Origin of the sequence: Methylotuvimicrobium alcaliphilum 20Z, from assembly GCF_000968535.2 — a bacterium.
In the GTDB taxonomy this organism is placed as follows: Bacteria; Pseudomonadota; Gammaproteobacteria; order Methylococcales; family Methylomonadaceae; genus Methylotuvimicrobium; species Methylotuvimicrobium alcaliphilum.
This window is the reverse complement of sequence record NC_016112.1, coordinates 4,219,021-4,232,107: the sequence shown is the minus strand read 5'-3', so window position 1 is coordinate 4,232,107 and position 13,087 is coordinate 4,219,021. Positions and strand designations below refer to the sequence as shown.

The following is a 13,087-nucleotide window of genomic DNA, read 5'->3' as shown; positions in this document are numbered from 1 at the left end:
GGGTACAGAAATAGCCTAATTTCATAGCGACTATCTTAAGCCTCAAATTCTTCCAGAAGGCCATGTAACAATACGGGAGAACTGTTTCGAATTCGTATTGGATCTTCTTCAGGCCAGCGAGGCGCTAAAGCCATTCCTCTATCCGGTATCGTACTGGTTGGCCCGGTTGTGCTATAGAGTGTGTTCATTATAGCCGCTTCAATGCGTTCTAAAAGACGTGGATTAGGTGTAATCGGTGCGACGAATACGCGATAATTTGATAGAAGCTCATTCGTTGCGATGCTAATTTCTTCTGACCGGTTATCGAATTCTAATTTTTTTGCCGCACAATTTTTTTGAAACCAAAAGCCATCCCAGATCACTTTACGGACACCTGTTTTTAAGGATGGGACATCGAAAACGGTATAAACACCATTAAGGTAAGCTCGCGTATGTTCTCGAAATCTTTTTTCGAATGGTCGGCGTGTTATTCCCGCTGCATATATCAAATAACCTCCGCAATACTCAACAGTCCAGAGATAAACTCCACATTTCGATGATGCTGTCGAATCACTAAGGGGCTTATCAATTCCTTGATTAATCCGGTTTGGCCAGCTAAATGGCCCTTCCCATCTGAGTTCGATCATGAATGGTCTTTCGTGCATATCCATAACATGGATTACCTCGCCTGCACGTCCATCCAGATTCTACGTCCGTTGACGATCATCGTTTTAATCGTCGAGCGCGGGTCGGGAATGCCCAGGCCGGGAAAGCGGAAATGGCGATAAATGTATTCTCCGATCATCAGAGCGCCGATCATCGCATAGATCAATGCGCCGTTATAGAGTGTCCACCAAAAGTCGTTGCCCCAGATTGCCAAGACTGTACACATGAGGGCATTGAATGCGAAAAAGGCGGTCCAGAGCAGGGTCAATTGACGGCAATAGACAAGGATTTCGGGAGGAATTTCCGGAAACTCCAACCTTACGAAGCTTTCGATAAACGGCGGTCCCTTGTCTTTGAGCAAAGTCCGCCCGAAAACGCCCATCAACATGAGTTGAATCAATACCGGCAATATTTTCGCGGTGACGGTTTGCAGATAATACGCGCCCAACAGCAAGGCAAGCGCGAACAGTCCTTTGTAGATTTTGACTCTCAGGCTGGGAGCGGCCCACGCCCGCATGAGATAGATGCCGGAAAAAATAGCCGGAGCCAACCAGACCATCCCGCTTTCGATCCCCCGGTAAATCAGGTACGGATAGGACAAAAACAAGCCGGTGGCGATAATGCTTTTTATGAGGGCGGTCATGTCGAACAAGGATACATAGTAGGGAAAAAAGCAAAAATGGGCTTAGCGCCGACCACTCATTTGTTAAGGGAAAAACACTTCGCTTCGCCTCGTTCAATACGTAAGCGTCTTTCGTCGAGAACATCTCGGTGCCAATCAGGCATGCCAATTTCAGTTTCGTCACGGACCAAGGAATCCCAAATTGCCTCCATGGTTTCAAGACGTTCTGTCGTAGTCATTTTGTTAATTTCAAATGTATTCATGGTCATTCTCGAACTCTATAAAACCGAATAATCATTCCTCGACCCAACTCACCTTGCCGTCTTTGAAATGCACATTGAAACGATTGAAACGGTGGCTCCAGTAAACCCAGCGGTTGCCGTCCAAGCTCGGCGTTTGGGTCATCGGCGGATAGCCGATCGCGACTAGTACTGCGTCCTTGCTCATGCCTTTAGCTACCGTGCCGTTTTGAATATGCTGCTTTTCCAAGGCGTTGAACCTTGATAAATCGACTTTATTTGGCGCGAATAATTTATCGAAGGCCTGATAGACGTCATCGCCGGTATGTTTCTGAAAATTTTTGACCGTCAAATGCTGGCTGGAATTATCGACCTCGACTTCGATCGTTTTATTGGTCATTTTCAATAGCCTAACCGGGGTATTGACCGGAATCGACGCGCCGCGCCGGTAATTGGTCGTCGGATGGACGTCTTTTTCGTAACGCATCACGAATTGCGTGTAATAAGTGTCCCCCAGTGTGATATGTGACGGTAGGGCTTCGGGCTTGATGGCCCTGGTGCAGGAGGCCAGCGAAAACAGTATTAATAAAAATAAACCGTAAGTAGTCGTGCGCATCATTATTCTTCTCCTCTTTCACAAGCCGGTCGGTAACGCGTGGACCGGGCCATTCGATAATAGAACCACAAAAAAATGACGAAAACCGTCAGGCTGATGCCGATAATATTAGCAGTTAATGGAATCAATATCAGCGAGCTGAGCAACTCGACCAGGATCAACAGGATCAAAATCACGGCAATGGCCCGACTATTCAGTTTTGTACAACAATAAGCGCCCAATGGCGCGCCGATCACGACGACCGGTACCGCCGCCAGCCAGTAACGCTCAACCGTCGCGTTGAAGCTATCCAGCAAGAACCCATGCAGCGCAAATCCGGCCAGCGCATTGACCGCCATCAAGATCACCGAAGTCGGCGTCGACACCTTTTCCGATAAACGGAACCACAACACCATCACCGAAAAACAAATGATATCGATGCCGCTACCGACCAAGCCGGTCATGCCGCCACCGACGGTTCCGGTCAATAGCCAAATGGCTTTTTCGCGCGCGCCGAAAAACGGCAGCGTGTCATTATACAGTCGCTTTTGCCAAGTCAAGATCGTCAACGGCAATGCAAAAGCGGCGATCATCGCGGTGAACAGCATTTTTAACAGAGCGGGCGGTAGCAAGGGCGCCAATGCCGTAGAGCTAATCGAAACCCCGACCAAACCGCCTAAACTGGCCCAGGCAATGACCGGCCAGGCAACCGGAACGCGTAGTGCGATAATCGTCAACGACGCGGCGGTCATGCCGACGCTTTGAATGGCCAATGAGAAGACCTTGGCATCGAGCGGCGCGATATGCAGTACTTTCGTGAACACAGGAAAAGCGACCGCCCCGCCGCCTTCGCTGGTCGCGCCGGCGATGAACGAGCCGAAGACCATCGTCAAAGTGACGGTCCAATTTTCTTCGATGATCGATAGGCTATCCGGCGAGCTGTAGGCGTACCAAATCAGCCAAACCGCAAGTGCCAAAGCCGTGCTAAACAGTAATGGTTTATTTAAACGGTCGGTTGGATGAATTACCGTTTGATTGTCGATCAAGGCTGGTGAACGCTTAATCCGCAAGAACATCCTCAAAAATTTCAGCGAGCGGAACCGTTAATTCGAGACTGGAAAATCGGCAATCTTGTTGGCCGGTGTAATCATGCAGCATCCATTCGTTGTCCGAAGTCCGCCGATAACACTCCACCCGTAGCGCGTCGATATCGACAATGACAAATTCCTTGAGCGACTCCAAACTGCGGTATGCGGCGAATTTAGGGCCCCTGTCGAATGCCGCCGTGGAGTCGGACAATACTTCGGCGATGAGCGTCGGATGGGCTAAAAATTGCCCGGCCTTGCGGTCTTCCGGATGGCAAGTCACCATGACATCGGGATAGAAGAGCGCGTCGGCCGACTCGACCCGCAGTTTCATGCCGGCCATGTAGGATTGACAAGGCGTACCGCGTAATCGTAGCTTCAGCGCGGCCAATAAGTTACCGGTAACGAGAACATGCTCGCGCCGCGCGCCGACCATCGCGAAGGTTTCGCCGGCAATGTATTCGTGTTTCTCGGTTTGGGATTCCTCCCAGGCCAAAAAATCGTTTGCGGTAAATGTTAATGATTCTGCTTGTTGCATAAATCTATTTATCCTGAGAATCTTAAGGAGTATGCACAAAATAACTTCTACAAGTAGTAGGCTTTGCGGAGGTTCGGTGACTCGCTTGGCAGGACGCCGTGAATACGTCCCTGTAGGCTTGACGGCGGAATCTGATTGCCAAGGATGGCATGAATGCAGATTTTGCAGGAGCAAAAATCTGCCCTGCCGCCGACACCTGTCAAGCGAGCCACCGAACCCCCTTCCAAAGTTGTCGACGTTGTTTCATGCTCGTTCCTAAATGACAAAATGGTGACGAATCAAAACCGGTCATCGGGTCGACGGCCGGCCATTAGCGCGTTATGTTCGGCCAGATAGTCGGGGCGGTGCATCGGTTTGATTAAAATCAGTCCTGCGACAAAACCGCCTGCATGCGCCCAAAAGGCGACACCGCCGGCTTCATCGCCGATTGCCGGAATGCCGCTCAACAATTGAATCAAAAACCAATAACCCAGCATAAAACCGGCGGGAACGGAAAACGAAGTGATATAAAAACCAATCGGTATTATCGTATGTACCCGTGCTCTTGGATATAGCCGGGCATAAGCGCCCATGATGCCGCCGATCGCGCCTGAGGCGCCTACCATAGGTATCGCGGCTCCCGGGTTGCTATAAATCTGGGCCCCCGCCGCGGCGATTGCGCAAAGCAAATAAAATACTACGAATCGAAAGCTACCCATCACATCCTCGACGTTATCGCCGAAAATCCATAAAAACCACATGTTGGCGATTAAATGAAACCAACTCCCGTGCAAAAAGGCATGAGTCAACAGGGTGCTATTGCCTGTTTCGCCGCTCAGAATACAGCCGTAGTTCGCAGTGACCTGAATTGTCATGCCTTTGGGCACCGTATTCAATAATTCACCCGGAATTAAGCCGTAATGACACAGCGACTTAACCAATGCAGCTTCTCCGCCAGCGCCTTGAAGCAATAGCCATATCGCGATATTCGCTGCAATGATTACGATCGTGATCACGGGAGGGCGAACGGTGGGGTTATCGTCTCGTATCGGTATCATTTTTAATCTCGGTAGGCTTTAATGCTTCTCACACTAAAACTTTTTTGCAGACTAGGCAAACGGTTTAGCAAGCGGTTCGCCGATAAAGATGCCTTGGCCGGGCCGTGCCACGCTTTTCCGATAGGTTTCAATTGCTCCCCTTATGCTCAAAAAAAGCTAACTTTTATCTTAGATGCCCGTCGTAGATCAAAATTCGGCGCCTGGATGTCCGCTAAAGGACGCCGTGAACCCAGCATCTAAATTCCATAGGTCTTTGGCAATGATTCAAAATCATGGCTTATTTAGGTGCTGGGTGAATACATCCCTGTAGGCTCTATGCCAGCACACCCCGGTGCCTCTTCGGGCACTGTCGAAATTTGAAGTGCGAAAGGTATATTAATATTGGTGCTGATACATCAAGGAATAGCTCAATATCAATTCAAAAAATAGAATTCAAATCTGTGCTGATTTATTTTGAAATGGGCGAAATGCGCAAACGGGGGTAAAGGTCGAAGTCTTCATTTGACCTCAATCGATTTTAAAGGGCAGGGCACAGAGCAAAAATGGCCGTTTTGGGGTAGATGTCAAAATGGCGCGCCCGAGAGGATTCGAACCTCTGGCCTCGGCCTCCGGAGGGCCGCGCTCTATCCAGCTGAGCTACGGGCGCTTGTTTGGGATGCGTATTCTAACCGATCGCAGCGATAATTACGATAGCATTGTTTTCAAATGCGCAAGGCTGGCCTTGCCGCGTTCTTTGATCACGGCCGGATCAAGCTGTTTTTTGTTGGCCCACTCCAAATCGTCGGACGGCAATTCGCCCAAAAAGCGGCTCGGTTCGCATTCGGAAATTTCGCCATAGCGCTTTCTGTGCGTGCAATAACTGAAGGTCAGCGAACGCTGCGCGCGCGTGATGCCGACATACGCAAGGCGGCGCTCTTCCTCGATATTATCGGTTTCGATGCTGTTTTGATGTGGCAGTAGGTTTTCTTCCATGCCGATTAAGAAAACATGCGGAAATTCGAGGCCTTTGGCCGCGTGCAGTGTCATTAGGCTGACCTGATCGCCGGCCTCTTCTTCCTGGTTGCGCTCGAGTATATCCATCAACATGATTTTCGAGACGATTTCAGACAATGACTTCTCGCTGCCTTGGTCTTTGTCGGCGATGCGCTTCAACCAGTCGATCAGTTCGTAAACATTTTGCATCTTGCGTTCGGCCGATTGCGGCGTTTTCGCATTTTCACGCAGCCAGGCTTCGTAACCGATTTGGCTTATCATCTGCTCGATCACTGCGAAAGTATCGCCGCGCTCCATGCGATCGGCGGTATCGTTCACCCAGTCGGTAAATTTTTGTAACCGCTGTCGCGCCTTGTCGGACAGCCGCTGCATTAGACCCATTTCGGTGCTAGCCTTAAACAAGCTGACATGACGCTCGTTCGCATAGGCGCCGAGATTTTCCAGCGTGGTTGGACCGATTTCGCGGCGCGGCGTGTTGATAATGCGCAAAAACGCGGCATCATCGTCCGGATTCACGAACAAGCGTAGATAACTGAGTATGTCTTTGATTTCGGTATATGCGAAAAACGACGTGCTGCCGCTGATGAAATACGGCACGTTGTTTTCGCGTAGCGCCCGTTCGAACAGTCGCGATTGATGGTTGCCGCGGTATAGAATCGCGTAATCCTTGTAGCTACTGCCGGTTTTAAACTTGTGATGAATGATTTCCGAAACGACCTGTTTCGCTTCGATGGTTTCGTCCTTATGGCTCAACACGCGAAGCGGATCGCCGAAGCCCAAATCGCTCCACAAGCGTTTTTCAAACGAGTGCGGATTGTTTGCAATCAATTGGTTCGCAACTTTCAAAATCCGCCCGGCCGAGCGGTAATTTTGCTCAAGCTTAATAACCTTCAAGCGCGAGAAGTCTTTTTGCAATTGCGCCAAATTTTCCGGTTGTGCGCCGCGCCAGGCATAAATCGACTGATCGTCGTCGCCGACCACGGTGAAACGCCCGAGGTTACCGGCTAGCAGTTTTACCAATTGATATTGCGTGATATTGGTATCCTGATATTCGTCGACCAGCAGATAACGAATCTTGTTCTGCCATTTTTCGAGAACCTCCGGATACTGTTGAAACAATAACACCGGCATCAAAATCAAATCGTCGAAATCGACCGCATTGTAGGCTTTCAAGCTGCGCGTGTAATCGGTATATAGATGCGCGGCCGGTGCTTGCTCTTGCGTCGCATGAGACAGGGCCTGTTCCGGCGTCACGAAGGCGTTTTTCCATTGCCCGATCTGCCAAGCGTAATGATCGGCCTTATCGATATCGCATTCCTTCCCGTTGTGCATGACCAGGTTTTTCAGAAGGGTTTGCTTGTCCTGTTCATCAAACAGTGTCAACGCGGCTTTATAACCGAGCGTCTTGTGTTCCTTGCGAAGAATATTTAAACCGAGCGAATGAAAAGTGGACACGGTCAAGCCGCGAATGTCTTTGTCGTTCAGCAGTTTCGAAACGCGCGATTTCATTTCGCGCGCCGCCTTGTTCGTGAACGTTACGGCGGCGATATGCCGGGCCGGCGTGCCTTGCTTGACCAGATAAGCGATTTTCTCGGTGATCACGCGCGTCTTGCCGCTGCCGGCACCTGCCAGCACGAGCAAAGGCACATCGACGGTACGCACCGCCGCAAGTTGTTGGGGATTAAGTTCGGCCATGTTGTTTAACGAAATGAAATAAGCGGACTTCGACGATGGATATATTTTAACCCATGTTTGACATCTAATTTCTCAATAACTCTTGGTAGGAGGTACCCAGCAATTCCCAGTTTGAACATATTCTCGCAATTTAGGGTGTGGAGCATGCCTGTCGAGGAACGCCGTCAAGCCTACATGGAGGTATTCACGGCGTCCTGTCAAGCGATTTATCGAACCGCCACAAAGCCTACTACTTGTAGAAGTTATTTTGTGCATATTCCTTAGCGGTTTTATTCGAAGTATCGGTAGCAACTGCTTCAATTGTATAGATGCATCGGCTTTCTCTGTCGTATTTATTCACATCCCACTATCGTTCATACTCCAGCGTGGGAATGATAGTTACCTTCTGTCGGTTATTGGAGTAGAATTTTCGTTAAGCTTGCAAGGGTTTTTGGAAAAAATTGGCTTTTTCTTTTTTTGTTCACGCGCTGATCAACAGGGTTGCAATATGAAAATATGGGTGGATGCCGATGCGTGTCCGGTGGTGATCAAGGAGATTTTGTTCAAGGCGGCCGAGCGTACCAAGACACAATTGACGTTGGTCGCCAATCATTCAGTGAATGTGCCGCCGTCGCGTTTTATCGCTTTCCTTCGGGTGTCGAAGGGGTTCGATGTGGCCGACAATGAAATCGTCAAGAAACTCGCTCCGGGCGACCTTGTCATTACCGGCGATATCCCCTTGGCTGCCGAAGCGATCGAAAAAGGCGCTAAGGCATTGAATCCGCGTGGCGAATTATATACCAGCGAAAATATTCGATCGCTGCTGAATATGAGGGATTTCATGGATACATTGCGATCCAGCGGCATTCAAACCGAAGGTCCCGCTGCTCTCAATCAAAACGACCGAAAAAACTTTGCTAATCATCTGGATAAATTATTGACGCAATACGCTAAGCATCGTTAAAGATCGCTTCTATTCCCCTTATACTCAAAAATTAGCTAATTTTATGAGGGTATGGGGTGTGGCTAACGAGGATGTCGGCAGCAGGGATTTGCCGTCAAGCCCCATGGATGGGTTCACGGCGGTCCTCGATAGACACATCCCATGCCTTTTATTTTTAGACGGTTTTCAATCAAAAGGGGAGTAGGTTTTTCGATGTCCCGATCCAACTTTTGGCGATACTTTATTGGTGCGAGCGGCTTGGTTTTGCTTGCCTTGCTGGTTGAGGCCTGGCAAGTAGGCGGCGCGTTAGTCGCACCGGCTTATCGTCACATAGAAGCGGAAAACTTAGATTTCCCGGTAGTCGAGACTATGCTCGATAGCGAATCCGGTGCCTCTATCGCGACTTGGTATGCATCGAGCGATGATGCAAAAGCGACAATTATTCTGCTGCATCCGATTCGCGCTAACCGCAAAGCCATGCTCGGGCGCGCCAAGTTTTTTCTCGATGCGGGATACGCCGTGGTTTTGATCGATTTTCAAGCCCACGGTGAAAGCTTAGGCCGATATATCACATTCGGCCATCTCGAACGCCATGATGTACGTGCGGCTGTGGTTTATGCCCGAAAACTGAACCCCGGGCATCGAATCGGAGTCGTCGCAATTTCATTAGGCGGCGCTGCCGCATTATTGGCATCGCCGTTAGATGTCGATGCTCTGGTTTTAGAGTCGGTCTATACCACGATAGCGGATGCGGTCGACAACCGGATTGCAATGCGCATCGGGCCATTGAGCCATGTATTGACGCCATTATTGCTTTGGCAGCTTAAACCGCGCCTGGGCGTTTCGCCGTCGGACCTTCGCCCTATCGATCATATCGCCAAGTCCCAAGCGCCTGTTCTAATCGCAAATGGCGACCTTGACCGACATACGCGGATCACTCAAGCACGGCAGTTATTCGATGCGGCGAACAAGCCTAAACGGTGGGTCGTTTTCAAAGGCGCGGCCCATAACGACTTATTCGAATACAACGCCAAGCAATACAAAGACGAAGTATTAGCGTTTCTCGACCGATATTTAAAAACCCGGCAATAGACAGAATGCAACGCCCGGCAGCTCACGTTTCGGTTCCGGCTACTCGGTCCGTAAGGCTTCCAGCGGATTCAAGCGTGCGGCCTTGATCGCCGGCATCACGCCGGCGGCCATGCCGATCGCCAGCGACAATACAAAGGCGGCAGCCAAGTAATCCCATGCCAATTGCACCGGTAAGGCCGGAATAAACTCGACGATCAATTGCACGGTAAGCATGCCGACGGCAATACCGGCCAATCCTCCGGCGAGGCTAAGCGCCAAGGCTTCGGCTAAAAACAACTGAAAAACCACGCGGCGCTCGGCGCCGAGCGCACGCAGCAGGCCGATTTCGGAGATACGTTCGGAAACGGCGATCGTCATGATCGTCAAAATGCCGACTGAACCGACCAATAACGAAATACCGCCTAACGCGCCAACCCCCAGCGTCAGAATCGATAACACCGAATCCATGGTTTCGAGCATTTTATTCTGCGTTATGATCGTAAAATCCTCGAAACCGTGGCGCCGAATCAATAAATCCTTAATGGCTTGCTCGACGATGTCGACCGAAATGTCGGGATTGTAAATGACATCGATCTCCATCAGGCTTTGCCGGTTGAATAATTCCAAGGCCTTATCCGCCGGGATATAAACCGTGTCGTCCAAATCGAATCCGAGCATTTGACCTTTCGATTCCATCACGCCGATAATTCGGTAGCGGTCTCCACCGATGCGAATGCGCTCGCCCAATGGATTGGCGCGGCCGAATAGCTCGGTAGCCAATTTACTACCCAAAACGGCGAATGCTCGAGAAGCGCTCTGGTCGTCTTCGGGTAGAAACCGTCCGCTGGCAACATTGATTTTCCAAATTTCCGGCAATGCCGAACTCACGCCGAAAACATTGGCGCGCCGGTGGCGGCCAATCGTTTCCACGCGGGCATTGCCTTGCACCATCGGCATTGCGGCGATGACATTCGGGAGCCTGCCGACACTCTCGGCATCGCCGATCGTCAAGGGCCTCACCGTGCTGATGGTGGCTCCGGATATGCCGAAGGTCGTGGTTTTGCCTGGGGTGATCGCGAGCAGATTCGTGCCGAATTGCGTGAATTCGTCCAACACGAAACGATGAATGCCTTGCCCGATCGAAGTCAGAATCACGACAGCGGCAATGCCGATAATCAAACCCAGTGCGGTCAATGAAGAACGTAGCTTTTGATTGAGTACGGTGCGGAGCGATAAACCGGCCAAATCGAAAATAGTCATCGTCTGCTTACCTTTTCGCCAACGCGGAAACCGGGTCCATCTTCGCCGCCTTGCGTGCCGGCAACACCCCGAAAATCAAGCCTGTAGCCAGCGATACTGCTAGCGCGGCGGCAAGCGCCCAATTCGGAAAAATGAACGGAAACGCCGGATACAGCATTTGCAACACGAACAAAATCAATTGACCGACAGCGACTCCTAAAACCGCTCCGGCCAACGATAACAACGCCGCCTCGGTCAAAAACAAACGCTGCAATTGGCTCTTGGTTGCGCCTAATGCCCGCAGCAGGCCGATTTCAGATGTACGTTGCGTCACGCTGACCAACATTACATTCATAACAAGCACACCCGCCACCGCAAGGCTGATGCCGGCAATCCCGGCGACAGTCAAGGTCAGTGCGGTCAATATTTTGTCGAAGGTTTGTACCACGCTGTCTTGCGTGATGATCGTCACGTCGTCTTCGCCTTCGTGGCGAGCCTTGATGATTTCGCGAATGTCGTCGACCGCTTTATACATCGCCGGTTTGGACTTGGCTTCGACCAAGACCCGGAACAGGCCTTGCGTATCGAATAAGGCTTGCGCCGAGGCAACCGGAACGATCACGATCTCATCGAAACCGACGCCGATCGATTGGCCTTCGGTCGACAGCACGCCGATGACTCGAAAACGGCGATCATGGATACGCAGCCATTGTCCGATGGCCGGACCTCTCGGAAATAATTCCTCGCGAATCGTTTGGCCGATGACACAGACTTGTTGCGCTCGCTTAACATCCATATCCGGTAAAAAATGCCCCTGAGCCATAGTCAATCGGCGCACGCGCTGCAACGCATGCGTCGAACCCAAAATATTCGCCTCGCGCTCGAGCGCTTGGCCGCGCACCGAAACCGGCGCGGAACCGACCGAAACCGGCGCAACCGCGGCGATATAATGGCTTCTGAACAAGGCTTCGGCATCGTCTAGCGTCAAATCGCGCGGCGTTTCGCCCATAATCGGTGGGTGTCCGCCAACAGTTTCCGTTCTGCCCGGTAAAACGATCACCAAATGCGTACCGAGCGCTTCGAATTCTTGGACTATGTAATTGCGAGCGCTTTCGCCCAATGCAACCAATACTGTAACCGACGCCACACCGATGCTCATCGCGAGAATAATCAACGAAACCCTTAACGGCTGGGTTTTAATCGAGCCAAATGCTTGAGTTAAAGTGTCATGAATCAGCATGAACTTGGGGATTTAGGCAAAGAGCATTAAGCGACCTCGATTGCTTGGCGCCGCGCACCCCAATTCCCAGGCTTTTCATTGAAAACGCCGGCGCAACGCGTTCCGCAAAATTTACAACAACCTTTTTCGTCGAGATTCCATTCGGATAATTGATACCAATCGCGGCCGATCAGGAGTTTTCCGCAGTGATGACAGTAAGTGCTGTCCGCTTCTTTTTTATGCACATTACCGACATAGGCGTAACGGACGCCGTTTTTGATAGCAATGTCTCGCGCGAGCAGTAGAGAAGAAACTGGCGTATGCGGCTTATCCATCATTTTCCAATCGGGATGAAACGCCGTGAAATGCATCGGCACATCGGGGCCTAAGTTTTCGACGACCCATTGCGTCATCGCCTCGAATTCGTTTTCCGAATCGTTCTCGCCGGGAATGACCAGGGTCGTCAACTCGAACCAAACTGAAGTCTCATGCTTAAGATAAAGCAGCGTATCGAGCACGGCATCCAAATGACTGCCGGTAATTTTATGATAAAAGTTTTCGGTAAAGGCCTTGAGATCGACATTGGCGGCATCCATATATCGATAAAACTCGGCCCTAGGCTCAGGACACACATAACCGGCCGTTACCGCGACCGATTTGATTCCAAGCTCTCGGCAAGCGATTGCGGTATCGATGGCATATTCATGAAAGATAACCGGATCGTTGTATGTATAAGCGACGCTATCGCAGCCGTTTTCCCGCGCGGCTCTGGCAATGGCTTCGGGCGATGCCAAGCTCATCAGCGCATCCATCTCGCGCGATTTACTGATATCCCAGTTTTGACAGAATTTACATGCTAGATTGCATCCGGCCGTGCCGAAGGATAGAATTGGCGTGCCGGGTAAAAAATGGTTCAATGGTTTCTTTTCGATCGGATCGATCGTAAAGCCGCTAGACCGGCCGTAGCTGGTCATGACAACTTGACCGTTTTGGTTTTGCCTGACGAAACACAATCCTCTCTGACCCTCATGCAATTTGCAAAATCTAGGACATAGATCGCATTGTACGCGCCCATCCTCTAAGGCATGCCAATAGCGTGTCGTAACGGTGTCTGGGGTAATCAAGTTAGGCATTAGCGCTCTCCCGGAACCAATAAATGTTTTAACGGGTCAGTGAATTGTAAGCTT

At 50.7% G+C, this 13,087-nt stretch carries 13 protein-coding genes and 1 tRNA gene; 2 read left to right on the top strand and 12 right to left on the bottom strand.

The features are described from left to right. Positions 1–35: 35 nt before the first annotated feature. The 9 genes from MEALZ_RS17975 to rep form a co-directional block, all read right to left on the bottom strand. Positions 36–626, bottom strand: coding sequence for a hypothetical protein (locus MEALZ_RS17975; RefSeq protein ID WP_162472988.1), 591 nt, complete (start codon positions 624–626; stop codon positions 36–38). Positions 627–658: 32 nt separating this feature from the next. Further along, positions 659–1,288: a COG4648 family protein gene (locus MEALZ_RS20830; protein WP_014150077.1), complete on the bottom strand. Its 630-nt coding sequence runs from the start codon at positions 1,286–1,288 to the stop codon at positions 659–661. Between the two features lie 56 nt (positions 1,289–1,344). Then, positions 1,345–1,530, bottom strand: a complete 186-nt coding sequence (locus tag MEALZ_RS17965; protein WP_017841850.1) for an addiction module protein — start codon at positions 1,528–1,530, stop codon at positions 1,345–1,347. A gap of 31 nt (positions 1,531–1,561) precedes the next feature. After that, on the bottom strand, positions 1,562–2,125 hold the full coding sequence (locus MEALZ_RS17960) for a hypothetical protein (RefSeq protein ID WP_014150075.1): 564 nt from the start codon (positions 2,123–2,125) through the stop codon (positions 1,562–1,564). Then, positions 2,125–3,177: a sulfite exporter TauE/SafE family protein gene (locus tag MEALZ_RS17955; protein WP_014150074.1), complete on the bottom strand. Its 1,053-nt coding sequence runs from the start codon at positions 3,175–3,177 to the stop codon at positions 2,125–2,127. The genes MEALZ_RS17960 and MEALZ_RS17955 overlap by 1 nt, the downstream gene beginning before the upstream one ends. After that, positions 3,161–3,724 (bottom strand): Uma2 family endonuclease, encoded by a 564-nt coding sequence (locus MEALZ_RS17950; RefSeq protein WP_014150073.1) that lies wholly within the window; start codon positions 3,722–3,724, stop codon positions 3,161–3,163. The genes MEALZ_RS17955 and MEALZ_RS17950 overlap by 17 nt, the downstream gene beginning before the upstream one ends. A gap of 278 nt (positions 3,725–4,002) precedes the next feature. After that, the gene (locus MEALZ_RS17945) at positions 4,003–4,761 is read right to left on the bottom strand and encodes a rhomboid family intramembrane serine protease (protein ID WP_014150072.1); all 759 of its coding nucleotides are present in this window, start codon (positions 4,759–4,761) and stop codon (positions 4,003–4,005) included. 569 nt (positions 4,762–5,330) lie between these two features. Beyond that, positions 5,331–5,407 (bottom strand) — tRNA-Arg (locus MEALZ_RS17940). Positions 5,408–5,445: 38 nt separating this feature from the next. Then, positions 5,446–7,449 carry a DNA helicase Rep gene (gene rep / locus MEALZ_RS17935; protein ID WP_014150071.1) on the bottom strand — a complete coding sequence of 668 codons (2,004 nt, stop codon included), beginning with the start codon at positions 7,447–7,449 and terminating at the stop codon, positions 5,446–5,448. A gap of 487 nt (positions 7,450–7,936) precedes the next feature. Here rep and MEALZ_RS17930 point away from each other — a divergent pair, with 487 nt between their 5' ends. Next, the gene (locus tag MEALZ_RS17930; protein WP_014150070.1) at positions 7,937–8,392 is read left to right on the top strand and encodes a YaiI/YqxD family protein; all 456 of its coding nucleotides are present in this window, start codon (positions 7,937–7,939) and stop codon (positions 8,390–8,392) included. Between the two features lie 192 nt (positions 8,393–8,584). Beyond that, positions 8,585–9,463, top strand: coding sequence for an alpha/beta hydrolase (locus tag MEALZ_RS17925; RefSeq protein WP_014150069.1), 879 nt, complete (start codon positions 8,585–8,587; stop codon positions 9,461–9,463). A 39-nt stretch (positions 9,464–9,502) separates the two neighbouring features. Here MEALZ_RS17925 and MEALZ_RS17920 read toward each other — a convergent pair whose 3' ends face one another. Genes MEALZ_RS17920 through amrS form a run of 3 tightly spaced genes read right to left on the bottom strand, consistent with a single transcriptional unit; the run spans position 9,503 to position 13,033 of the window. Then, the gene (locus MEALZ_RS17920) at positions 9,503–10,702 is read right to left on the bottom strand and encodes an ABC transporter permease (protein WP_014150068.1); all 1,200 of its coding nucleotides are present in this window, start codon (positions 10,700–10,702) and stop codon (positions 9,503–9,505) included. A gap of 7 nt (positions 10,703–10,709) precedes the next feature. After that, complete coding sequence (locus MEALZ_RS17915) at positions 10,710–11,921, bottom strand: ABC transporter permease (RefSeq protein WP_014150067.1); 1,212 nt, start codon at positions 11,919–11,921, stop codon at positions 10,710–10,712. A gap of 26 nt (positions 11,922–11,947) precedes the next feature. Next, positions 11,948–13,033, bottom strand: coding sequence for an AmmeMemoRadiSam system radical SAM enzyme (gene amrS / locus MEALZ_RS17910; RefSeq protein WP_014150066.1), 1,086 nt, complete (start codon positions 13,031–13,033; stop codon positions 11,948–11,950). Positions 13,034–13,087: the final 54 nt, after the last annotated feature.